The sequence below is a fragment of the Oharaeibacter diazotrophicus genome, assembly GCF_004362745.1.
GTDB classification, from domain to species: domain Bacteria; phylum Pseudomonadota; class Alphaproteobacteria; order Rhizobiales; family Pleomorphomonadaceae; genus Oharaeibacter; species Oharaeibacter diazotrophicus.
On the sequence record NZ_SNXY01000006.1, the window covers coordinates 44339 to 66691 of the forward strand.

24 protein-coding genes are annotated in these 22353 nt (G+C 72.8%); 11 read left to right on the plus strand and 13 right to left on the minus strand.

Annotated features, from left to right (window positions below; all coding sequences use genetic code 11):
- Positions 1-19: 19 nt before the first annotated feature.
- Positions 20-535 (plus strand): DUF2867 domain-containing protein, encoded by a 516-nt coding sequence (locus EDD54_RS00375; RefSeq protein ID WP_126537633.1) that lies wholly within the window; start codon positions 20-22, stop codon positions 533-535.
- Here EDD54_RS00375 and EDD54_RS00380 read toward each other — a convergent pair.
- Entirely contained in the window at positions 525-1688 is a 1164-nt protein-coding gene (locus EDD54_RS00380; RefSeq protein ID WP_126537631.1) for an Mrp/NBP35 family ATP-binding protein, read from the minus strand. The two genes, EDD54_RS00375 and EDD54_RS00380, sit on opposite strands and share 11 nt — an antisense overlap.
- Positions 1689-1834: 146 nt before the next feature.
- Positions 1835-3328 carry a zinc-dependent metalloprotease family protein gene (locus tag EDD54_RS00385; protein WP_126537629.1) on the minus strand — a complete coding sequence of 498 codons (1494 nt, stop codon included), beginning with the start codon at positions 3326-3328 and terminating at the stop codon, positions 1835-1837.
- 185 nt (positions 3329-3513) lie between these two features.
- Between EDD54_RS00385 and mobA the strand changes: the two genes are divergently transcribed.
- From mobA to EDD54_RS00405, 4 genes are all read left to right on the plus strand, one after another.
- Complete coding sequence (gene mobA / locus EDD54_RS00390; RefSeq protein WP_126537627.1) at positions 3514-4167, plus strand: molybdenum cofactor guanylyltransferase MobA; 654 nt, start codon at positions 3514-3516, stop codon at positions 4165-4167.
- 193 nt (positions 4168-4360) lie between these two features.
- Complete coding sequence (locus tag EDD54_RS00395) at positions 4361-5143, plus strand: ABC transporter substrate-binding protein (RefSeq protein ID WP_126537625.1); 783 nt, start codon at positions 4361-4363, stop codon at positions 5141-5143.
- A 119-nt stretch (positions 5144-5262) separates the two neighbouring features.
- Entirely contained in the window at positions 5263-5976 is a 714-nt protein-coding gene (locus EDD54_RS00400; protein WP_126537623.1) for an ABC transporter permease, read from the plus strand.
- Entirely contained in the window at positions 5973-6809 is an 837-nt protein-coding gene (locus EDD54_RS00405) for an ABC transporter permease (protein WP_126537621.1), read from the plus strand. Before EDD54_RS00400 ends, EDD54_RS00405 begins: the two co-directional genes overlap by 4 nt.
- Before the next feature lie 148 nt (positions 6810-6957).
- Here the strand turns inward: EDD54_RS00405 and EDD54_RS00410 are convergent, their stop codons facing one another.
- A complete protein-coding gene (locus EDD54_RS00410) occupies positions 6958-7224 on the minus strand; it encodes a YMGG-like glycine zipper-containing protein (protein ID WP_126537619.1) in 267 nt (88 codons plus the stop codon).
- Positions 7225-7550: 326 nt separating this feature from the next.
- On the opposite strand from EDD54_RS00410, the gene EDD54_RS00415 reads away from it, so the two are divergent.
- Entirely contained in the window at positions 7551-8432 is an 882-nt protein-coding gene (locus tag EDD54_RS00415; protein ID WP_126537617.1) for an NAD(P)-dependent oxidoreductase, read from the plus strand.
- A 27-nt stretch (positions 8433-8459) separates the two neighbouring features.
- On the plus strand, positions 8460-8834 hold the full coding sequence (locus EDD54_RS00420) for a gamma-butyrobetaine hydroxylase family protein (RefSeq protein WP_126537616.1): 375 nt from the start codon (positions 8460-8462) through the stop codon (positions 8832-8834).
- 107 nt (positions 8835-8941) lie between these two features.
- Here the strand turns inward: EDD54_RS00420 and EDD54_RS00425 are convergent, their stop codons facing one another.
- Positions 8942-9391, minus strand: coding sequence for a hypothetical protein (locus EDD54_RS00425; protein ID WP_126537614.1), 450 nt, complete (start codon positions 9389-9391; stop codon positions 8942-8944).
- A 210-nt stretch (positions 9392-9601) separates the two neighbouring features.
- Positions 9602-10204, minus strand: a complete 603-nt coding sequence (locus EDD54_RS00430) for a L,D-transpeptidase (protein WP_126537612.1) — start codon at positions 10202-10204, stop codon at positions 9602-9604.
- Between the two features lie 402 nt (positions 10205-10606).
- On the opposite strand from EDD54_RS00430, the gene EDD54_RS00435 reads away from it, so the two are divergent.
- Complete coding sequence (locus EDD54_RS00435; RefSeq protein WP_126537610.1) at positions 10607-11581, plus strand: Tim44 domain-containing protein; 975 nt, start codon at positions 10607-10609, stop codon at positions 11579-11581.
- A 52-nt stretch (positions 11582-11633) separates the two neighbouring features.
- On the opposite strand, the gene EDD54_RS00440 is transcribed toward EDD54_RS00435, so the two are convergent.
- Together EDD54_RS00440 and EDD54_RS00445 are read right to left on the minus strand one after the other, a co-directional pair.
- Positions 11634-12731: a hypothetical protein gene (locus EDD54_RS00440; protein WP_126537608.1), complete on the minus strand. Its 1098-nt coding sequence runs from the start codon at positions 12729-12731 to the stop codon at positions 11634-11636.
- 109 nt (positions 12732-12840) lie between these two features.
- The gene (locus tag EDD54_RS00445; protein ID WP_126537606.1) at positions 12841-14463 is read right to left on the minus strand and encodes a fumarate hydratase; all 1623 of its coding nucleotides are present in this window, start codon (positions 14461-14463) and stop codon (positions 12841-12843) included.
- Between the two features lie 178 nt (positions 14464-14641).
- Between EDD54_RS00445 and EDD54_RS00450 the strand changes: the two genes are divergently transcribed.
- The 3 genes from EDD54_RS00450 to EDD54_RS00460 all read left to right on the plus strand — a co-directional run bounded on the left by EDD54_RS00450 (position 14642) and on the right by EDD54_RS00460 (position 16544).
- On the plus strand, positions 14642-15007 hold the full coding sequence (locus tag EDD54_RS00450) for a hypothetical protein (RefSeq protein WP_126537604.1): 366 nt from the start codon (positions 14642-14644) through the stop codon (positions 15005-15007).
- Between the two features lie 66 nt (positions 15008-15073).
- Positions 15074-15478, plus strand: coding sequence for a CopM family metallochaperone (gene copM / locus EDD54_RS00455; protein ID WP_126537602.1), 405 nt, complete (start codon positions 15074-15076; stop codon positions 15476-15478).
- Positions 15479-15776: 298 nt separating this feature from the next.
- Entirely contained in the window at positions 15777-16544 is a 768-nt protein-coding gene (locus EDD54_RS00460; protein WP_126537600.1) for a LysR family transcriptional regulator, read from the plus strand.
- A gap of 12 nt (positions 16545-16556) precedes the next feature.
- On the opposite strand, the gene EDD54_RS00465 is transcribed toward EDD54_RS00460, so the two are convergent.
- The 6 genes from EDD54_RS00465 to EDD54_RS00490 all read right to left on the minus strand — a co-directional run bounded on the left by EDD54_RS00465 (position 16557) and on the right by EDD54_RS00490 (position 22334).
- Entirely contained in the window at positions 16557-17876 is a 1320-nt protein-coding gene (locus EDD54_RS00465) for a BatD family protein (protein WP_166653415.1), read from the minus strand.
- 365 nt (positions 17877-18241) lie between these two features.
- Positions 18242-19105: a tetratricopeptide repeat protein gene (locus EDD54_RS22815; RefSeq protein WP_166653416.1), complete on the minus strand. Its 864-nt coding sequence runs from the start codon at positions 19103-19105 to the stop codon at positions 18242-18244.
- The gene (locus EDD54_RS00475) at positions 19102-20034 is read right to left on the minus strand and encodes a vWA domain-containing protein (protein WP_245515603.1); all 933 of its coding nucleotides are present in this window, start codon (positions 20032-20034) and stop codon (positions 19102-19104) included. Before EDD54_RS00475 ends, EDD54_RS22815 begins: the two co-directional genes overlap by 4 nt.
- On the minus strand, positions 20031-21002 hold the full coding sequence (locus tag EDD54_RS00480; protein ID WP_126537596.1) for a VWA domain-containing protein: 972 nt from the start codon (positions 21000-21002) through the stop codon (positions 20031-20033). Before EDD54_RS00480 ends, EDD54_RS00475 begins: the two co-directional genes overlap by 4 nt.
- Positions 20999-21430, minus strand: coding sequence for a hypothetical protein (locus EDD54_RS00485; protein WP_126537594.1), 432 nt, complete (start codon positions 21428-21430; stop codon positions 20999-21001). The genes EDD54_RS00480 and EDD54_RS00485 overlap by 4 nt, the downstream gene beginning before the upstream one ends.
- Complete coding sequence (locus EDD54_RS00490) at positions 21423-22334, minus strand: DUF58 domain-containing protein (RefSeq protein ID WP_126537592.1); 912 nt, start codon at positions 22332-22334, stop codon at positions 21423-21425. Before EDD54_RS00490 ends, EDD54_RS00485 begins: the two co-directional genes overlap by 8 nt.
- Between the last annotated feature and the right edge of the window lie 19 nt (positions 22335-22353).

Here is a 22353-nt window from a genome sequence, read left to right on the forward strand (position 1 = left end):
AGCCGCTAGGGAGACCGCGATGATCCTCGCCGCACGGCCCGGGACCGGGACCGAACCGCCGCTCGTCGCCGCGCGCGACCGTCTCGCCTTTCTCGACGCGCGCTCGCTCGACCTGCCGGTCGCGATGACGGCGCTCGGCGCCTGGAACCGCATGATCGGTGGCCGGATGCCGCTCGTGTCCGCGGCGATGCGCCTGCGCGACGCCGTCTGCCGGCCGTTCGGGATCGCGCCGATCGGCGGCTTCCGCTCCGACCGCCGTCCCGACGTCGTCCGCCCCGGCGACCGGCTCGACTTCTTCACCGTCGAGGACGTCGCCGACGACCGTCTCGTCCTCACCGTGCGCGACCACCACCTCGACGTCATGAACGCGGTGACGATCGTGGACCGGCGCCTGACGGTCACCACGTCCGTGGTCGTGCACAATGCGCTAGGGCGGCTCTACATGCTGCCGGTCGGCCCGGCGCACCGGCTGATCGCGCGCGTGCTGATGGCCCGTTTCGCCCGTTCGCTCGCCGCCGGCGCCGTCACTCGATGACGATGCGCGGCGCCGGCCGCCGCTTGGCGCCGGGGCCGGCGACCTCGTCCCAGACCTTCTCGGCGATGGCACGGTAGACCGCGGCGTGCGGGCCGGCGGGTTCGGTCGCCACCACCGGCAGGCCGGCGTCGGAGGTCTCGCGGATCTTCAGTTCCAGCGGCACCTCGCCGAGGAAGGGCACGCCGATGCGCTCGGCCTCGTGGCGGGCGCCGCCGTGCCCGAACACGTCGGAGCGGCCGCCGCAATGCGGGCAGAGGAAATAGCTCATGTTCTCGACGATGCCGAGCACCGGCACCTCGACCTTGCGGAACATCGCGACGCCGCGGCGGGCGTCGATCAGGGCGAGGTCCTGCGGCGTCGAGACGATCACCGCGCCGGCGAGCGGCACCTGCTGCGCCATGGTCAGCTGGGCGTCGCCGGTGCCGGGCGGCATGTCGACCACGAGCACGTCGAGTTCGCCCCAGGCGACCTCGCGCAGCATCTGGGTGATCGCCGAGACCACCATCGGGCCGCGCCAGATCATCGGCGTCTCCTCGTCGACGAGGAAGCCGATCGACATCACCTTCAGCCCGTAGTTCTCCATCGGCTTCAGCGTCTTGCCGCCGATCGCCTCGGGCCGGCCCGAGAGCTTCAGGAGGCGCGGCACCGAGGGGCCGTAGATGTCGGCGTCGAGAATGCCGACCTTCAGCCCGTTGGCGGAAAAGCCGAGTGCGAGGTTGACCGCGGTGGTCGACTTGCCGACGCCGCCCTTGCCCGAGGCGACCGCGACGATCGCCTTCACGCCGGCCACCGCCGGCTTCTGCGGCTGGCCGCCGCCGTGGGCATGGGGATGGGCGTGGGAGTGTCCGTGGCCCTGCTGCGGTGCGCGCGCCGGCGGGGCGGCGGCGGCGCGCGAGCCGGGCGCGACCTCGGCGGTGAGCGCCACCATGGCGCGCTCGACGCCCGGCAGCGCCTTCACGCGCGCCTCGATCTCGGCCCGCAGCGGCTCGAAGGCCTTGGCGCGGTCGGCCGGCACGGTGAGCGAGAACATCACCCGTCCGTCCGAGACGAACACGTCGGACACCATGCCCGCCGACACGACGTCGGAGCCGGTGCCCGGCGCCGCGATCTGGCGCAGCGTGGCGATGACGTGATCCTTGAGCGCGGCGGACATGGGGGAGGCTCCGGCGGACGGGCGTGGCGTGCCCGTTACCTAAGGCCCCCGCCCGTGCCGGTCAACGCGGACCGGTCGACGCGGGACCGGCCGGCGATCCCGGGGACGGCGCGCGGCCGCCCCCGGGTTCGATTCGTGGGCGCGGCTCAGCCGCCGGTCGGCACCGTGCCGGTGATGGTGTACTGGCCGAGGCTGCCGTAGTCGGAGTAGCCGGTGCCCGTCACCGAACCGGTGCCGATGCCCTCGATCTTGAGGAAGTAGGTGCCGGCGGTGACGCGCGCGCTCAGGGTGGCGTTGGTGTTGGCGGCCGGGGCCGAGGCCACGACGGCCGCCCCGATGGCGTTGCCGTTCGCCCGGTAGAGCGTGGCGCGGATGTCGAGGTCGGCGTTGCGCAGCGACTGGGCGCGGAAGGTGTCGCGCCACGCCGGCGTCACCACCAGCGACACGGTCCCCGCCGCCGGCACCGACAGCTTGAACACGTCGACGTCGGCGCGGGTGCCGATGACGCCGCGGTTCACCTTGGACAGCGGATTGAACGGGTCGCTCTCGGGGGTCTTCGAGGTGATCTTGCCGGACACCACCGACAGGGCCGTCGCGGTCGGGCCGGTGTTGCCGTGGTCGTCCCTGGCCGCCGACAGCTTGCCGGTGATGATCGCGATGTCGTCTTCCTGGTTGTTGGCGCCGGAATACTCGCCCTTGCTCCACTGCGAGACGTTGACGTAGTAGCCGACGCCCATGATCGGCGCCCACGAGACCAGACCGGAGCCGTGGCCCGAATAGTAGCCGACGCTCGACGTGCCGTCGTGGGAGAGGCCGAGGTTGTGGCCGAGTTCGTGCGAGCCGGCCTCGATCATGTTCTTGGCGCCCGGCACGCCCTCGGGGAACACCAGCGCCGGCTGGTAGTACTTGAAGTCGCTGAGGCCCCAGACGTCGACGTAGGCGACGCCGCCGACCGACGAGCCGTAGATGTAGTTGCCGTTGGCGTCGAGCCGCGGCGAGAACAGCACGTGGCCGACGTTCGGCCCGAAGGACGCCGGCTTCTCGGTGGTCACGTCGACGTCGAACGGCGCGTAGTCCTCCGACATGCCCGCCCACACCTCGGCGATCGTGGCGATCTCGGAGGCGTTGAAGGTCGTGGTGTCCGCGTCCTCGCTGTAGGGCTTCATCTTGAAGCTCGAGACCGAGGAGTTCCAGATCGTGCCGGTGACGGTGGCGCCCCGGAAGTTCAGGTAGACCTTGCGCGAGGCGCCCGGCTTGCTGTGCAGCTTGAAGGCGTTGGCGGCGGTGATCGTGTAGTTGGCCTTCGCTGCGGCGGCGGCCTCGGTGCCCGACGCCGGCGCGGCGGTCTCGTGCGCGGGATCGCCGGCGACCGGATCGGCGTAGAACAGGTGGCCGGTGCGATCGACGCGCAGCGTGGCGGCGTCCTCGGCCGGGAAGCCGAGCTTCTGCAGTCGGGCGATCGCGGCCGCGCGCGGGCCGACCGGCAGACGCTCGAGGTCGGTGCGCAGCGGGCTCGCGGCCGGCAGGTCGGCGACCGCCAGCGGCGCGCCGGCGGCGAAATAGGTGCCGTCGGCGGCCACGGCGGGCAGGACGGCGAAGGCGGTGCTGGCCGCGAGGGCCGCCACGATCGAACGATGCATTCGGAAACTCTCCTCCGGTAATGACTCGACGATACTCGCTGCGAAGCGTTCGGGCTAGGCGCGTCGCGGCCCGAACGAGCCGCGGCCGACCCGAAACGGGGGCGATGGTGAACGATCGTCGTCCGCAGCTTGCCGCGCCCGGTCCGCCCGACTAGCCTTTCCGCCCCTGACGGAGGATCCCGGCCATGGCGCACGACGGAGACGCGGTCGTCGGCTGCATTCTCGCCGGCGGCCGTTCGAGCCGCTTCGGCGGCGGCGACAAGTGCCTCGCGATGCTCGGCGGCGTCAGCCTGCTCGACCGGGTCGCCGCCACGCTCGCCCCGCAGGTCGGCGCGATGGTGCTGAGCGCCAACGGCGATCCCGCCCGATTCGCCCGCCACGGCCTGCCGGTGCTGCCGGACGGCGTCGGCGACTTCGCCGGCCCGCTCGCCGGCCTCCTCGCCGCGCTCGACTTCGCCGCCACCGAGCGGCCGGACGCCGCCTTCGTCGCCACCGTCGCCGCCGACACGCCCTTCTTCCCCGACGTCCTCGTCGACGCCCTGCTCGACGAGGCGGCCGGGCGGAACACGGTCGCGGTGGCGGCGTCCGAATCGGGGCGCCAGCCGGTGTTCGCGCTGGTGCCGGTCGCGCTCCGCGAGGATCTGCGCGCCTTCCTCGCCGCCGGCGCGACGCTGAAGGTCGGCGCCTTCCTCGACCGCCACGCCCCCGCGGTGGTGCGCTTCCCGCCGCTCCGGCTCGGCGACGTCCTCGTCGACCCCTTCTTCAACGTCAACACGACCGCCGACCTCGACGCCGCGCGCACCGTCGCGGCGCTCATCGATTCGGCACGCACGGAATGAAGGCGGGTTCGCTCGCGCTTCGCCATTGCATCCGGCGAGCCGATCGGATGAGATGTTCCGAATGCGGACGGAACGCCGAGGAGGGGCCGGACCGGACGCAGTTCGTCAGGGGACTCGTGGCCGCACGAGGCCGCGCCGCCGCCGGCAACGATCCGGACCACATCGGCGCGCGGCCCTTCCACAGAGGGGTATCATGAAGGCTTTCAAGACGTTCGCTCTCGCCGTCTCGTTCGTCGCGCTCGCCGTCGGCGGTGCCGCCGCGAAGGACTGGACCAAGATCCGCATCGGCACGGAGGGCGCCTACCCCCCGTTCAACTACGTGGACACCGACGGCAAGGTGAAGGGCTTCGACGTCGACATCGCCCTCGCGCTCTGCGAGGAGATGAAGGCCGAGTGCGAGGTCGTCACCCAGGACTGGGACGGCATCATCCCCGCCCTCGTCGCCGGCAAGTTCGACGCCATCGTCGCGTCGATGTCGATCACCGACGAGCGCAAGAAGACCGTCGACTTCACCGACAAGTACTACAACACCCCGCCGGCGATCGCCGCGCCGAAGGACACCGACATCAAGGGCGTCACCGCCGCCGACCTCGCCGGCAAGACCATCGGCGTCCAGGGCTCGACCACCCATTCGGCCTATTCCGAGGCGACCTACAAGGACAGCGAGGTCAAGATCTATCCGACCTCCGACGAATACAAGCTCGACCTCGCCAACGGCCGCCTCGACGCGGTCAACGACGACATCGTCGTGCTCCAGGAGTGGCTGAAGACCGAGCCGGGCGCCTGCTGCAAGATCGTCGGCACCATCACGCCGGTGGTCTCGATCCACGGCCCGGGCGCCGGCATCGCCGTGCGCAAGGAGGACACCGACCTGCGCGACAAGCTCAGCGCGGCGATCAAGGCGATCCGCGCCAACGGCAAGTACGCCGAGATCAACAAGAAGTACTTCGACTTCGACGTCTACGGCGGCGAGTGACGCCCCCCGCACCGGGCCGGCTTCGGCCGGCCCGGTGCGCGCACCCATCCGCCGCTGTCGACGCCGGGTCCGCCGCGCCGCCGTCCGGGCCGCGCCGGGCCACCCGCCAAGGGTGATCCATGGAGTATCATCTCCAGCTGCTTTCCTTCGGCGACGCCGGCTGGGGCGACGAGATCGCCCGTGGCGTGTTCGTCACCGTCTCGCTCGCCGCCTGCACGCTGCCGCTCGGCCTCGTCTTCGGCTTCTTCATCGCGCTGGCGAAGAACTCGTCCGAGCCGACGCTGCGGCTCGCCGCCGACATCTACACCACCATCTTCCGCGGTCTGCCCGAGCTCTTGACGCTGTTCGTGATCTACTACGGCGGCCAGATCGCGCTGTCGGCGGCGACGCGCGCGCTGTTCGGCGAGCCGCTTGAGGTCAACAGCTTCCTCGCCGGCATGATCGCGCTGGCGCTGGTGTTCTCGTCCTACGCCAGCGAGGTGTTCCTCTCGGCCTTCCGCGGCATTCCCGCCGGCCAGTACGAGGGGGCCGGCGCGCTCGGCCTGTCACGCGCCGCCACCATGCGGCTGGTGATCCTGCCGCAGCTGATCCGGCTGGCGCTGCCGGGCCTGTCGAACCTCTGGCTGATCCTGCTCAAGGACACTTCGCTGGTCTCGGTGATCGGCCTCGCCGACCTCCTGCGCAACACCAACATCGCCGTCGGCGTCACCAAGCAGGCCTTCTTCTTCTTCTTCGTGGCCTGCATGATCTACCTCGTGCTGTCGATCGTCTCCTCGATCGGGATCGGCCGCGTCTCCGCCTGGGCCGAGCGCGGCCAGGGGGCGGCGCGATGAGCGCGCCGGCCGGAACCGTCGCGGCGGCCGCGCCGCCGCCGCCGGTGCGCAAGGTCACCCGCGCCCGCGTCGTCGGCACGGTGCTGCTGGCGGCCTGGGGCCTGTTCTTCCTCGGTCTCGCCGCGCTGCTGGTCGAGGGCTACGATCCCGAGATGGTGTCGCGCCACCTGCCGCGCATCCTGTCGGGCGTCTGGGTGACGGTGCAACTCGTCGTGCTGGCGATCGGCATCGGCGCGGCGATCTCGCTGCCGGTGGCGGCGGGGCGGCTGTCGGAGAACCCGGTCCTCGGCGCGCTCGCCTTCGGCTACTCCTATTTCTTCCGCGGCACGCCGCTCTTGGCGCAGACCTTCGTGGTCTACTACGGCGCCGGCTCCTTCGCGGCCGAGCTGAAGTCGGTCGGCCTCTGGTGGTTCTTCCGCGACGCCTTCAACTGCGCCGTCTTCACCTTCGCGCTCAACACCGCTGCCTATCAGGCCGAGATCCTCGCGGGCGCGATCCGTTCGGTGCCGTCCGGCCAGTGGCAGGCCGCGGCCGCGCTCGGCCTGCACCGCGGGGTGACGCTGCGCAAGGTGATCCTGCCGCAGGCGCTGATCGTCGCGCTCCGGCCCTACGGCAACGAGATCGTGCTGATGATCAAGGGCTCGTCGGTGGCCGCGATCATCACCGTCTTCGACCTGATGGGCCAGACCCGCTACGCCTTCTCCAAGACCTACGACATGCAGGTCTATCTGTGGGCGGCGCTGCTCTATCTCGCCATGGTCGAGGTGCTCCGCCGGATCTGGAACCGCCTCGAGATCCGCCTCACCCGGCACCTCCGCCGCCGGACGGACTGATACCGAACCCGACCGGGCGCCGGGGCTTGGTGGCCGGATCTGGCCGGGCAGGGTCCCGCAGGTCCCTTCCGAAACGCGAACGCCCGCCGCGAAGCGGCGGGCGTGGTCTCGTGACCGGCACGGGCCGTGTCGGCCCGGACCTCGTCGCTTACGGGCAGACGACGGCGTAGCGGCGGCCGTACTGGTCGTAGGCGTAGCAGTTCTTCGGGGCGGTGGCGCCGGCCACCGCGGCACCGCCGACGCCGCCGACGACGGCGCCGATCGCCGCACCGCGGCCGCCACCGGCCAGGGCACCCACGGCGGCGCCGCCGAGCGCGCCGACGGCCGCGCCGGTGGTCACGCGCTGCTGCGTGGCGGTCTGGTTGCAGGCGGCCAGGCCGAGGGCCATGGTCAGCACGACTGCGAGCTTCTTCATCTTCTGCCTCCGGTTTTCGTCCCACGAGCGCGACGTGGACATACGGTCCGACCCCGCTCCACGTCCCGACTGACGCCGTTGCTCAACGCAGGTTCCACGTCACTGGATCCCAAGTGCAGCCGATTTGCGGCGAATTGGTGAATCCGTGCAACGGTCGCGCGGCTGTGCGGCACCCGAACCGCTCCCCCCGCGCGCGCCGGTGGGGTGTCGGGGCGCCGCGGTGTCGCGCCACGACGGACAAGTCGCAGCCCCGCGCCCCCATGACAATCCGCATTCCGGGGGATATCAGGAGGGCGAACCCTTGGATCCGCAGCGGGAAGGTCGTCATGGCGAAGGTTGCTTTCATCGGTCTCGGCGTGATGGGCCATCCGATGGCCGGTCATCTGAAGACCCGCGGCGGCCACGAGGTCGCCGTCTACAACCGGACCGCCGAGAAGGCGACGCGCTGGGTCGAGACCTTCGGCGGCCGCGCCGCGCCGACCCCGGCCGAGGCGGCCGCCGGCGCCGACTTCGTGTTCTCCTGTGTCGGCAACGACGACGATCTCCGGCAGGTCACCACCGGTCCCGACGGCGCTTTCGGGGCGATGGCGCCCGGCGCCGTCTTCGTCGACCACACCACCGCCTCCGCCCACGTCGCCCGTGAACTCCACGCCGCCGCCGCCGCCCGCGGCCTCGCCTTCCTCGACGCTCCGGTGTCGGGCGGGCAGGCGGGTGCCGAGAACGGCGTGCTCACGGTCATGGTCGGTGGCGACGCCGAACCCTACGCCGCCGCCGAGCCGGTGATCGGATCCTTCGCCCGCATGATCGGCCACATGGGGCCGTCGGGCGCCGGCCAGCTCGCCAAGATGGTCAACCAGATCGCCATCGCCGGCCTCGTCCAGGGCCTCGCCGAGGCGATCCACTTTGCCAAGGCCGCCGACCTCGACGTCGAAAAGGTGATCGGCGTCATCTCCAAGGGCGCGGCGCAGTCCTGGCAGATGGAGAATCGCTGGAAGACCATGGCCGCCGGCGAGTTCGCCTTCGGCTTCGCGGTCGACTGGATGCGCAAGGACCTCGGCATCGTGCTCGAGCAGGCCAAGGCCACCGGCGCCCGACTGCCGGTCACCGCCCTGGTCGACCAGTTCTACGCCGACGTCCAGGCGATCGGCGGCAATCGCTGGGACACCTCCAGCCTGATCGCCCGGCTCGACCCGCCGAAGCGCGGCTGACCGCCCCACTCTCCGGAGGATCCCCCGATGACCGACACCGTCTGGCCGACCGAGATCCGGCTGTCGCGCGACAAGCGCACCCTCACCGTCACGTTCGACGACGGCGCCGCCTTCGCGATCGCGGCCGAACTGCTGCGGGTGCGCTCGCCCTCGGCCGAGGTCCAGGGCCACGCGCCCGGCCAGCGCGTCACCGTGCCCGGCAAGCGCGAGGTCGCGATCCTCGAGGTCGCGCCGGTCGGCTCCTACGCCGTCCGCCTGCGCTTCGACGACATGCACGACACCGGCATCTACACGTGGCCGTTCCTGCGCGACATCGGCGCGCGGCAGGGCGAGGTCATGGCCGAATACGAGGCCGAACTCGCCGCCAAGGGCATGAGCCGCGACCGCGTCCGCCGCGGCTGACCTACGGCCTACCCCCGCCCTCCGCCGGACGCCGATCGCAAACACGACGAGGCCGCCACTCCCCGGTCAGGGGAGGGCGGCCGTTCGTTCTCGATGGTGCGCTGCGATCAGCTGTAGGTGCCGGTGATCGTGCAGTAGGTGTTGAAGGTGCCGGCGATCGCGCTGGTGTAGGCGGTCACGGTCGGGGTGGTGCCGGAGAACATGTTGGTGACGTTGGCCGAGTAGACCCAGGCGGTGGCGTTGGCCGGGTTGATCGCCTTCTCGGTGCGGGCGGTCAGGTAGCTGTTGCCCGAGATCGAGGCGCCGAAGCTGTGCAGCGCGGTGCCGTAGACGGTGATGCCGCTGGTGACGACGATGCGGCAGTCGACCTGGCGCACGACCAGCGTCTTGCCGGCGGCGATCGGCGTGAACTGAGCGACGCAGGGCGAACCGCCGCCGCAGCTCTTGATGATGTTCTCCTGGTAGAAGCCACCCTGGATCTGCGGCGCGGCCTCGGCGGCGACGGTGCCGATCGCGAGGAGGGAGAGGGCGGCGAAGGCGGAAGCGAGCTTGGTCATGATGTCTGAAGTCCCCGAAGTGCGATGCCGGATCGTCCGGCGGTCGGGGATGGCTTACGGGACGCCCGGAACGGGTTTTCGGCGCGCCCGGAGCCGAAATCCCCCCATCCGAGAAAAAAGATGCCGCCCGGACGAAAAAGGCCGGACGATCGGTCGATCGTCCGGCCTCGACATTTGCCTTGCCCGCCGCCGTACCGGCGCGGGCCGACCTCACTCGTGCAGGACCACCACCGTGGTACCGACGCCGACCTTCTCGTAGAGGTCGGCCACGTCCTCGTTGGTCATCCGGATGCAGCCGGACGAGACCGCCTGACCGATCGTCCACGGCTCCGCGGTGCCGTGGATGCGGTAGATCGTCGAGCCGATGTACATGGCGCGCGAGCCGAGCGGATTGTCCGGGCCGCCGGGCATGAAGATCGGCAGGTCGGGCTGGCGCTTGCGCATCGCCGGCGGCGGCGTCCAGCCGGGCCACTCGGCCTTGCGGGTGATGTGGTGGGTGCCCGACCACGTGAAGCCCGGCCGGCCGACGCCGATGCCGTATTTCACCGCCTTGCCCTCGCCCGAGACGTAGTAGAGCCGGCGCTCGGCGGTGTTCACGATCACCGTACCGGCGCCATAGGGGCCGGCGTAGTCGATCACCTCGCGCTTGACCGGGCTCTCCATCGCGCGGCGGGTCGGCGCCCGCTTGATGGTCTGCATGCTGCCGGTGGAGGGATCGTAGATCTTGTAGGTGTCTTCCTCGGCCTTCGCGGCCGTGGTCGCCACGAGCGCGGACAGCACCGCGCCGGCCACCAGCAACTTGGAAATGCGCATCGGTCGGAACCTGGACGGAGAGGGAACGGGTTGCCCGCAGGACTACCACCCCGCCCACCGCCTGTGGCGGCGAGCCGGGACGATCCGCGGGGACGAGTGACTCTGATCCCTTCGACGATGCCGCCGCCGCACCGGGCGATCAAGCCGGATGTCGGGCGGTTTCCCCCCGTCCGGGAGCTTGCCGCCGCGGTGTTGCACATCCGCAACGCCGCGTACGTCCCCGCGATTCCCGAGTGTTGACGAAGGGTTGACGAATGGTTGACGACGGGTTGCCGTTTGGTCGGCGGCGCGCCGGACGCGTCGGATTTCCGAGCCCTCGGATCTCGCGCCCGGGCCCGTGCGTTCCCATATGCGAGATCGCGCCCGGTCGTCCCGGGCGCATCGAGAGGAACGACGTCCGAGATGCTCTTCACCCGTTTGCGCGCGCTGCCGGCGCTTCTCGCCCTGGCCCTGACGCTCACCGTCGTCGCGGTCGACCACGCCGAGGCCCGGCGCGGCGGCAGCTTCGGCAGCCGCGGCACGCGCACCTATGCCGCTCCCCCCGTCACCTCCACCGCCCCGCGCGAGGTCGCGCCGGTCCAGCGCACCATGACGCCGCGCCCGGCCCAGGAGCAGACCGGCTCGACGCTCGGCGCCCAGCAGACCCGTCGTCCCGGCCTGCTCGGCGGCTTCGGCGGATCGCTGCTCGGCGGCCTCGTCGCCGGCGGCCTGCTCGGCATGCTGCTCGGCCACGGCTTTGGCGGCGGCGCCGGCTTCCTCGGCATGATCCTGCAGCTCGGTCTGCTCGCCCTCGGCGCCATGCTGTTGATGCGCTTCCTGCGCGGACGCCGGTCGCAGCAGCCGTCCTACGCCGGCCCGGCCGGCGGCGCCTACGGCTACGGCCGCGTCCCGGACGTCGACGTCCGCGGTCCCGCCGCCGGCGCCCATGCCGGCGCCGCCGCGTCCGCCCCGCGCCAGGGCGGCTCGGACGAGATCGGCCTCGGCGCCGACGACTTCGACGCTTTCGAGCGCCTGCTCGCCGAGATCCAGGATGCCTACGCCCGCGAGGACTTTGGCGCCCTCCGCAGCCGCACCACGCCCGAGGTGATGGGCTTCTTCTCCGAGGAGCTCGCCGCCAACGCCACCCGCGGCCTGCGCAACGACGTCTCCGGCACCCGCCTTCTCCAGGGCGATCTGGCCGAGGCATGGCGCGAGAACGGCGCCGACTACGCCACCGTCGCGATGCGCTGGGAGAACGTCGACGTCATGCGCGACCGCTCCACCGGCCGCGTCGTCGAGGGCGATCCGGATCGTCCGACCGAGGCGACCGAACTCTGGACCTTCGTCCGCGCGCGCCCCGGCGAGCCCTGGAAACTCTCGGCCATCCAGGAGGCGTGACCGTCCGGGACGCGGCGGAGCTACTTGCAGCCCCGCCGCGCCTGGTTCCGCGTCACTGCGTGACGGTCGGCAGCTTGACGACGATGTCGGCGGGCTTGCCGACCGTCAGCTTGTCGAACTCGTAGCAACCAGTGGCGTCCGTGGTCGTGGTCTGGGTCGTGAGACCGGTCTGGCGTGCCTCGACGGTCCGGCCCACGACGGGATTGCCGTTCATGGTGATGCAGCCGGCGACCTTGGAGATCTGGCCGACGATCGAGCCCGAACCGAACCGCGTCCGCGTCACGTAGGTCGCGGTGGCACCGGCGCGGATGGTCATGTTGTTCTGCTGGATGATGCCGGCGTCGAAGCCGTGGTCGGTGATGCGGTCGGCGTTGGCGTCGTCGTGGATCTTGTTGCGGATCTCGGTCGGGACCCTTCCCGCCGCGACGACGGCGTCGGTGAAGCGATAGGGCTGGATCGAGTATCCCGCCGCGGTGCCGCCGGTGGCGTTGATGCCCACGAAGGTCGTCGGCGCGCTCGGATCGTCGCCGGTGTCGAACTGGTAGACCGTCCGGCCGTCGCCGCTGACGCCGCCGAAGTCGTTGCCGAAGCTGCCGACGAAGTAGAGGTCGCCCTCGACGTAGCGCGACAGCGCGATCGTCTGCGAGCGCCCGGTCCGGTTGGTGATCTTGTAGGTCTGGACCAGCGTCGAGCCGTTCGGCGCCGGCGGCAGTACCTCCTGGCGCAGCGTGAAATCGAAGCCGCCGACCGAGAAACTGCTGGTGGCGATGCGGTTGCCGCTCCGGGTGATCTCGACGGGCGGCAGGCCCTGACCCACGTGCATGCTGCCGGTCGCCAGGAACTGCTTCGTCGGCGAGAACATCACCGCCGATTCCCAGACCGCGCCGGCCGGGCCGATCGCTCCGACCGGATCGTAGGAGACGTCGCCGGCGGGTGTCGTGCTGCCGAACGAGCCGTAGCCGTCGACCTTGACCGTCAATCGGCCATCGCCGGTGCCGTTGGTCAGCGTCAACGGGTCGGTCGCCCGCTTCTGCCGCGCCATCGCGGCGAGCTCGGCCGTCTTGTCCTCGAAGGCCCCCGCCGTCGACACGCAACCGACCACCGCCGCGGCCGCGATAACGACCACCGCCGAAATATTCTTGCCGACCATGATGCTTCTCCCCGTTCAATGCCTCATCAGGCACCGCGCGGGAGCGATAAGCAACATGAATCGCGCATGCATCGCCGCGGCGGTGTCCGGACCGCCGCGGCGGGCGCACTCAGCCGAGGTTCAGTTCCTTGAAGAAGTCGTTGCCCTTGTCGTCGATGACGATGAAGGCCGGGAAGTCGACCACGTCGATCTTCCAGATCGCCTCCATGCCGAGTTCGGGGAACTCGACCACCTCGACGTGCTTGATGCAGTCCTGGGCGAGCCGGGCGGCCGGACCGCCGATCGAGCCGAGGTAGAAGCCGCCGTGGGTGGCGCAGGCGTCGCGGACCTGCTTGCCGCGATTGCCCTTGGCCAGCATCACCATCGAGCCGCCGGCGGCCTGGAACTGGTCGACATAGGCGTCCATGCGGCCGGCCGTGGTCGGGCCGAACGAGCCGGAGGCGTAGCCGGTCGGGGTCTTGGCCGGGCCGGCGTAGTAGACCGGGTGGTTCTTGAAATACTCCGGCAGACCTTCGCCGCGCTCCAGCCGCTCGCGCAGCTTGGCGTGGGCGAGGTCGCGCGCCACGATCACCGGGCCGGTCAGCGACAGCCGGGTCTTGATCGGGTGCTTCGACAGCGTCGCGAGGATCTCGGCCATCGGCCGGGTCAGGTCGATCTTCACCACGTCGCCACCGAGGCTGGCCTCGTCGACCTCCGGCAGGAAGCGAGCCGGGTTGTGCTCGAGTTCCTCGAGCCAGATGCCCGACTTGGTGATCTTGCCGGTCGCCTGCCGGTCGGCCGAGCAGGACACGCCGATGCCGATCGGCAGCGAGGCGCCATGGCGCGGCAGGCGGATTACCCGGACGTCGTGGCAGAAATACTTGCCGCCGAACTGGGCGCCGACGCCGGTCGCCTGGGTCGCGGCGAAGATCTCCTCCTCGAAGGCGAGGTCGCGGAAGGCGTGGCCCTGCTCGGAACCCTGCGTCGGCAGGCCGTCGAGATAGCGCGCCGAGGCGAGCTTGACGGTCTTGAGGTTCATCTCCGCCGAGGTGCCGCCGACGACGACCGCGAGGTGGTAGGGCGGGCAGGCCGCGGTGCCGAGCGTCAGGATCTTCTCCTTGACGAAGGCGAGCAGACGGTCGTGGGTGAGGAGCGAGGGCGTGCCCTGGAACAGGAAGGTCTTGTTGGCCGAGCCGCCGCCCTTGGCCATGAACAGGAACTTGTACGCGTCCTCGCCCTCGGCGTAGATGTCGATCTGCGCCGGCAGGTTGTTGCGCGTATTGCGCTCCTCGAACATCGACAGCGGCGCGAGCTGCGAATAGCGCAGGTTCTTCTTCTGGTAGGCGTCGAGCACGCCGCGCGAGATCGCCTGCTCGTCGCCGCCCCGCGTCCAGACCCGGCGGCCCTTCTTGGCCGACACGATCGCCGTGCCGGTGTCCTGGCACATCGGCAGTACGCCGCCCGCGGCGATGTTGGCGTTCTTCAGGAGGTCGTAGGCGACGAACTTGTCGTTCGCCGTCGCCTCGGGATCGTCGAGGATCTTGGCGAGCTGGGCGAGGTGGCCCGGCCGGAGCAGGTGGTTGATGTCGGCGAAGGCTGCCTCGGCGAGCAGCCGCAGCCCCTCCGGTTCGACCTTCAGGATCTCCTCGCCCTCGAAGGTCGTCGTCGAGACGAAGTCGCCGGAGAGCTTGCGGAAGGGCGTCGCATCGGGCGCCAGCGGGAACAGGCCGGTGTCGACGAGCGGCTCGGACATGACGGATCGGCTCCAGAACGGGGAGGGTCGACCGCCCTTGTAGTCCCGCGGGCGGGCCCCGCCAAGCACGGCGCGCCGCGACCTTCGACGGAGCGCGGCGAGGCGGGGCGGGGTGCCACGGTCTTGCATTCGCCATCGTCGCGGGACAGTGTCGCGCCGTCAGGGATTTGCGAAAACCGTGCGCCTTCTCCGCTTCGTCCTGTTGGTCGCCGCCGTCGTGCTCGGGCTCACGCCCGCGGCCCGTCCCGTCGCGGCCGGCATCCTCGAGGCGCACTGCCCGGTGGCGATGGCCGCGGCTGCGACCGCCGCGCACAGCGAGCACGTCCTCGCCGATGAGGGCGACTCACGCGACACCGCCGGAGCGCCGGCCGCCCATCACGTCCCGGCCGATTGCTGCCTCGGCGGCCTCGCGGTGCTCGCCCCGTTCGACGGCGGCCTGCCGCCGCGCGACCGTCCCGCGCCGCCGCGGGGGCTGACGAAGGTCGACCAGCTCGTCGGCCTGTCGCATCCGCCGGCCTCGCCGCCTCCCGAGACGACGGTCTGAGCCCCCGCCGCGCCGGGTCCCCGGCGCGTGCGTGCCCATGGACCCCATCGTTTCGAGGACCACGTCATGACCAACCGCATCGCCGTCGCGGCTTTCGCCGCCATACTCTTCGCCGCCCCCGCCATGGCGGAGGACGCCATGCCCATGAACCACGGCGCCATGGACCACGGTGCCATGGACATGGGCGCCAAGGCCCCCGCCTCGCCCGCCGACGCCGCCCCCTCGTCGGTCGCCTTCGCCGCAGCCAACGCCAAGATGCACGAGGCGATGGCGATCCCCTTCACCGGGGACGCCGACGTCGACTTCGTCCGCGGCATGATCGGCCACCATCAAGGCGCGATCGACATGGCGAAGATCGAGCTCGAGCACGGCAAGGATCCCGAGATCCGCGCCCTCGCCGAGCGGATCGTCGCCGCCCAGGAGGGCGAGATCGCCATGATGCGCGCCTGGCTCGCCGCCAAGGGCGAGTGAGGGGTTGCCCGCATGCGCTCCGCCGGCTCCGGCCGGCGGAGCGCCGTCGACAGCCTCGCGCCGCCGGGGCGAAATCCCGTGCGCCGCCCGGGAGATGGCGGGCCGTGGCGGTCCGCGCCGGCGGCCTCCGCCGTCGCGACCGGGCGGGTTTCGCATAGAATATTGGTCGAAATGCCTAGGTAATAGGTCTCTCCCCCGCCGGGTCCGCGCCCTCTTCCTCGTTTATCGTCAAGGCATTATCTATGAATGAGCCGGCTTGCTCGCCGGCCGTCCGCGCCTCGCGCGGGAAAGGGTTTCGATGCGGGTCAAGGATCTCAGGATCGTCGTCGCGATATGCCGGACCGGGTCCTTCTCGAAGGCTGCCGAGGCCCTCCGCATCACGCAACCGGCGGTTTCGCAGGCGGTCAAGCGGGTCGAGACGGATCTCCAGATCCGCATCTTCGAGCGGGCGTCGTCGCCGATCACGCTGAGCAACGAGGGTACGGCGGCGGTCAAGTCGATCGAGAAGGTGATCGAACTGATCGACGGCATCCGTGCCAACGGCCGTGACGGCGCCCGGACCCGGCTCGGCGTCACGCCGCTCTTGTCCGGCCGCGACGTCGCCCGGCTGCTGAACCGCTCGTTCGAGGCCCACCGCCAATCCTTCGACGTCGAGTTCCTCGACAGCTCGATCCTGTCGAGCCGCGCCGACTTCGACGCCAAGATCGTGATGCCGAGCCTCAGACGGCGCTCGTCGCTGTTCATCGACCTGATGACCGTGTGGATCGGCGTGCGCAACGGCGTCTTCATCTACTCCCGCCAGGAGGCCGACGTCTGGGAACAGGCGCGCCTCGTGCTGCAATCCTCCTCGATCCCGGTCGAGCGCGTCATCGAAGTCAACGACTGCGGCTACGCCTATCACATGGCCGCGTCCGGGGCGGGCTTCTCGCCCTGCGTGCTCACCGCCGAGAACGGCTTCCGGGAGCACCAGATCCCCGACATGCCGGCGCTGCCCAACATCCGCCTCGACATCTTCGCCTCCCACGACTTCGGCCGCGAGCTCAAGGCCAACCTGCTCGGGTCCTGACCGCGCCGGCCGTCACCCGATCCGGGCAGCGAGCGCCGCGAGGTCGGCCGGACGTTCGCCACGCGCGGCGTAGAGATGCCGATCGAGCACGGCGAGGGCGGTGCGCGCCCGGTCGGCCGAGGCGTCGTGCCCGGCCGCGAAGACCTCCAGCAGACGCCTGACCGTGGCGACGTCGCCGGCCCGCGCCGCCCGGCGCAGCCGCAGCCGCCGCGCGCGCCGGCCGAGCGCCGCGGCGATGGCGCGACCGATCCCGCCGATCGCCCCGGGCCGGACGAGGTGCAGCGCCGCCGTCAGGGTGACCGCGAAGACCGCCGCGCCGGTGAGCGTCGCCAGCCACGGCCGCCGCCCCGCCGGCACCGGCCGCGCGATCCCCGGATCGATCCCGAGCGCGGCCTCGAGGCGGGCCGCCTCGGCGTCGCCGGCGGCGGCGGCGAGCGCCACCACCCGGCCGGGCAGCACGGCCTCGCGCAGGGTGCGGCTCTCGGTGTCGAACCAGGGGATGCGGATCTCCGGAATCTCCACCGGCGCCGATGTCGCGGGACGGAGGTCGAAGGTCCAGTCGGCCGACGCGATCGGGCCGAGGAAGGGCGTCGCCACCTCCTCGAGCCGGCCCTTGCGCCGTAGCGCCTGCTCGCGCAGCGGCAGCATCTCGGCGGGACGGCCGAGGCCGATCCGGGTCGAGCGCGTGGTCGGCCCGGCGAAGGCGATCAGGCCGGGCACGGCGAGGGTCGGCGGCGGCGGCAGCTGATCGTCGAACACCCCGTCGGCGGCGACGGTGACGACCCGCCGGGTCGATTCGCCGATGCCGAGCGCCGCCGGGTCGCGCGTCCAGGTCTCGGTCAGGCGGAGGTTGCGCGCGGCGATCCACCAGCTGCCCGCCGGCGCCGGGGCCGGCACCACGTCGATCGCCACCGGTGCCGTCGCGACCGTGATCTTGACCTGCCGCATGGTGCCGTCGAGCACCGTCAGCGCGTGCACGAACGGCGGCACCACCAGCCGTCCGCTGTGCTGCGGGAACACCGCCACCACCCGCTCGAACGCGCGCCGGGTCAGGCCGTCCTCGAACACGTCGCGCCAGCGGTCGTGGTCGATCCGCAGCGCGCGGAAGCCGTCGAAGGTCGGGTCGGTCATCTTCTCCAGCGTCACCGGCACCGTGAAGCGGCCGTGGACGCGCAGGATCACCATCTCCTGCGGATGGATCGGGCCGTCGTGGTCGACCTCGACCCAGAGCTTCACGCCATCGCGCGGATCGGTCGCCGCGGAAGCCGGTGCCAGCGCCGCCGCCAGGGCGACGAGGACGACGACGAGCGCGCCGAGGAGCCTCGAAACCACGCGAACGGATTTGCGCACCGTCTCTGCGCAACGCGGATTTCGATTGGGCGCCAAGAGGTTGGCCGCGGTCGCGGACTCGGTTTCGCAGCCCGGCGCGATCCCGTGCCCGAGGCGGGCCGCGTCCGTCCGGATCGCCAGCGCGGACGCGGACTTGGCGGGTCGGGCGGAATCGCGCTCGCAGCCGCCGCCGCGCCGCTCGACCGACGTCTCGGCGGCATGGCGATCCCGCCGCCGCGCCAACGACTTCGCCGCCGCTGTGGACTCGACGCCGCAGCGGCTTCGCGCGCCGTCTCGGCAGGCGGCGGAATCGCCGTCGCAACGGCTTGCGACCGTGTCGCCGCGCCGGCCGGCAAGTACGCCCGTCGTCACCATTCCTCGCCTCCGGTGCGCGCGGCGGTGCCCTCGCGCAGACGCCGTTCGTGCTCGATCGCGATGCGCAGTTTCAGGAACCGGCCGGGGTCGTCGGGGATGGCGGCGAGCCACTGCAGCGTCGCCTGCCGGGTCTCGTCGACGCCGGGTTCGGCGGCCTTGCGCCCCGGCGGCGGGGCCTCGCTCTCGGCGACGTCGGTGGCGCCGCCGCCACGGCCGGCCCGTCCGGCGGCGTCGGTGGCCGAGCCCTTGGTCGAGCCCGCGCCGCCGGCGCTGTCGTCGTCGCGCGCCGCGCCCTTGCGGCCGACCTTGGAACTGCCCTCCGCCGAGGTGGTCGATCCCGCCTCGCGGTTGCCGACCATGCCGTCGCCGAGGGCCGACTGCACACCGCTGTCGTCGGCGGTGTCGGTGTCGTCGGCGCCGGCATCGTGCTCGATGCGGGAGCCCGAGTTGGCGAGCCCGGCGCGGTCGCCGCCGTCCGCCGGCTTCGCCCGTGCCGCCGCGCGGGCAGCTTCGACGACGGAACGGTTGGCCTTGGCGTCGGCGTCGTCGGGGTCGCGCAAGAGGGCGAGGTCGTAGGCGCGGACGGCGCCGTCGAGGTCGCCGAGGGCGGCGAGGGCGTTGCCGAGGTTGTAGGCGGCCTCGACGCTGCCGCTCTGCCGCAGCGCAGCCGCCGCCTCGTCCGGCCGGCCGGCGCGGAGCAGCGCGACGCCGCGCCAAGCCGGATCGTCGAACACCGCGGCGGCCGCGCCGGGCAGGCCGGCGACGAGGAGCAGCCGGCCGGTGTGGAAGCTGCCGGCGGCGGCGAGCGCGGCGGCGCCGATGGCCGCGGCGGCGAGGAGGGCGGCGACCGTCCTCACGCCCGCCTCCGGAATGCCGCGACGAGCAGCAGCAGGCCGGCGAGCACCAGCAGCGGTCGGCCGAGGTCGAACCAGCCGAGCGGCACGAAGTCGCTCGCCGCGAGCCGCGACGCCGCCGCCGCGCCGACGACGGCGGCGACCGGTGCGGGATCGGCGGCGTCGGCGGTCGTGCCGCCGCCGGCGGCGGCCAGACGGGTCGCGGCGGCGCGGCCGTCGGGGGCGGGGCCGCCGCCCGGGGCCGTGCCCGGAGTCGTCACGGCGTGGACGCGATGGCCGGCGGCGGCGAGCTTGGCCGCGGCGGCGATCGCCGCGTCGCCGATGCCGCCGCCGTCGCCGATCAGCACCACGTCGCCGGCCGGGATGCCCGCCGCCGCCAGCCGCTCGCCGGCGAGGGCGAGCGCGCGCGCCGGGTCGCTGCCGCCGTCGGGCACGATGTCGGGGCCGAGCGCGGCGATCAACTGCCCGAGGGCGGCGCTGTCGGCGGTGAAGCTCTCGGCGAGATAGGCGTCGCCGGCGTAGACCACCAGCGCGGTCTGGCGGGCGCCCGCGGCGGCGGCGAGCGCCTGCGCGGCGAAGCGGCCCTCGGCGAGGCCGCCGCCGGCGGTGGTCGAGCGCGACACGTCGACCGCCAGCACCATGCCGTCGAGGTTGCGCCACGCCTCCGTGCCCGGCCGCCGCACCGCCGGCCCGGCCAGTGCCACCGCGACGATCGCGAGTGCGGCGAGCAGGGCGTCGACCCGCCTACCGCCGCCGTCGTCGCCGGAGACCGCGCCGAGGCTCGTCAGCGCCGAGAACAGCGGGGCGTCGATCGCGCGGCGCCAGTCGCCGAGGCCGCCGCGCGGGCGCAGCAGCAGGCCGGCCGCCGCCAGCGCCGGCAACAGCAGCAGCGCCGCCGGGCGCAGGAGGGCGACGTCGCCGATCGCGATCACGGCCGCCTCCGGTCGAACACGAGCAGCGCGCAGCCGGCCGCCAGCGCCGCCGCCGCCGCGAGCGGCCACAGCGGCTCGGCCACCACCACCGGCGGCGCGTCGGTCGGAGCGGTCTCCAGCGTCTCGATGGCGTCGGCGACGGCGCGCAGGTCCTCGGTGTCGCGGACGCGGAAGGCCTTGCCGCCGCTCGCCGCCGCGATCGCCTCCAGTGTTTTCGTGTCGACGAGGCTCGCGACGCCGGCCGAGCCGTCGAGCTCCTCGGTGGTGCCGAGCGCGATGGTGTGGACGCGGATGCCGAGTTCGCGCGCCAGCGCCGCCGCCGCGGCCGGCGCGACCGCGCCCGCGGTGGCGGTGCCGTCGGAGAGCAGCACCACGACCCGGCTCGGCGACGCCGAGTCCTTCAGCCGTTTCACCGCGAGGCCGAGGCCGTCGCCGATCGCGGTGGAGCGTCCGAGCACGCCGATCTCGGCCTCGGCGAGGGCGGCGTCGACGGCGGCGAGGTCGAAGGTCGGCACCGCCGCCACCTCGGCCTGATCGGCGAACAGCACGAGGCCGACGCGGTCGCCGGCGCGCCGGCGCACGAAGTCGCGCGCCACCGCCTTCACCGCCTCGATCCGGCGCACCGGCCGGCCGTCGAGCACGAAATCCTTCTGCTCCATGCTGCCGGAGAGGTCGAGCACCAGCACGATCTCGCGGCCGGAGGCCGGAACCGCCGCCGACGGCAGCACCCGCTGCGGTCCGGCGAGCGCCAGCACCAGGAACAGCCACGCCGTCCAGGCGAGCGCGAGCCGGATCCGCCGTCCACCGGTCGCCGCGGAGACGGCACCGGCCGCGCCGAGCCGCGCCGCCACCGCCGCCGGCACCCTGACGCTGCCGCGCGGCGGCCGGCGCGGCGGCATCAGCCGGCTCGCCAGCAGCGGCAGCGGCAGGGCGGCGAGCGCCAGCGGCGTCGCGAACAGCGCGTTCATCGCCCGATCACCCGGAGCGCCGCCGCGCTGCCGCGCCGGGCCGCCGCCTCGTCGGCCGGGGCGTAGAGCCCGTCGGCCAGCGCGGCCAGTCCCTCCGCGACGTCGGGCGAGCCGCGGAAGTCGGCCACGAAGGCCGTCAGGGTCGCGCCGGGCGCGAGCCGTCCGCGCGCCACCAGATGGTCGCGCAGGACCGTCGCGACCGCCGAGATGCGCTCGTCCGGCGGCAGCGCCGCCGCCGCGCGCACCCGCGCCGCAGCGGCGGCTGCCGGCGAGCGCCCACGGGCGAGGAGCAGCGCCAGCCCGACCAGCGCCAGCGCCGCGACGATGCCGACCGCCACGGCGAAGCCGAGATCGTCGGCGGCGACGGCGGTCGAGACCGCCGGCAGGTGCGGCGGCCGGAGGCCGGCGAGGGCGGGCGCGTCAGCCATGGAGCGCCTCGACCGCGGCGAGTTGGGCCGCCGGCGGCTCCTCGGTCCGCACCACCGCCGAGCGGACGCCGAGGCCGGCGAGCCGCGCCGCGGTCGCCTCCGCGCCGCCGACGCCGCGCTCCGCGCCGCGCACCGCGCCGAGCCCGCGCCGGCCGTCGGCGGTGACGAAGGGGTAGACGCCCGCCGGTGCGGTGCGCTCGAAGGCGTCGGAGATCACCGCGGCGGCGACGTCGACCCGCACCAGCGCCTCGGCGATCGCCGCCGCGAAGCCCGTGTCCGCCCCCTCGAAGACGTCGTCGAAGCCGGAGGCGAGCACCAGCGTGCCGCCGCTCGGGATCGAGCGCGCCGCCGCGGCGAGCTGCGGGCCGATCGCCGGGGCGTCGTGGCCGGCGCCGGCCAGCGCCTGCCGATGCGCCTGGACGAGGCCGCCGACCACCGCGATCATCGCGCGTTCGCCGACCGCCGGGCGCACGTGCACCGGCTCGCCGCCGGCGAGTGCCAACAGTCCGACGCGGCCGCCCTCGGCGGCGACCCACCAGCCGGCCAGCGCCAGGATCTCGGCCGCCGCCACCGACATCAGCGCGCGGCGGGTGCCGAACAGCATCGCCGGCCGGAAGTCGGCGACCAGCAGCGTGGTGCGCTCGCGCTCGTCGCGGAAGGTGCGCACGTGCGGCTCGCCGGTGCGGGCGGTGGCGTTGCGGTCGACGTGGCGGGGATCGTCGCCGTGGCTCCACAGGCGGACGTCGTCGGTCTCGCTGCCGCGGCCGCGCCGCCGCGTCACGAAGGGCCCCGGCCGCGACGACGTGCGCCGCACGCGCCGGCGCCGCGCCTCCGCCGCCAGGAAGCGCAGGCGGATCAGGGAGTCGGGGTCGACGACGGCGCCGGGGTCGGCGGGAATGCCCATGGGCGGCCTCGGTCAGGGC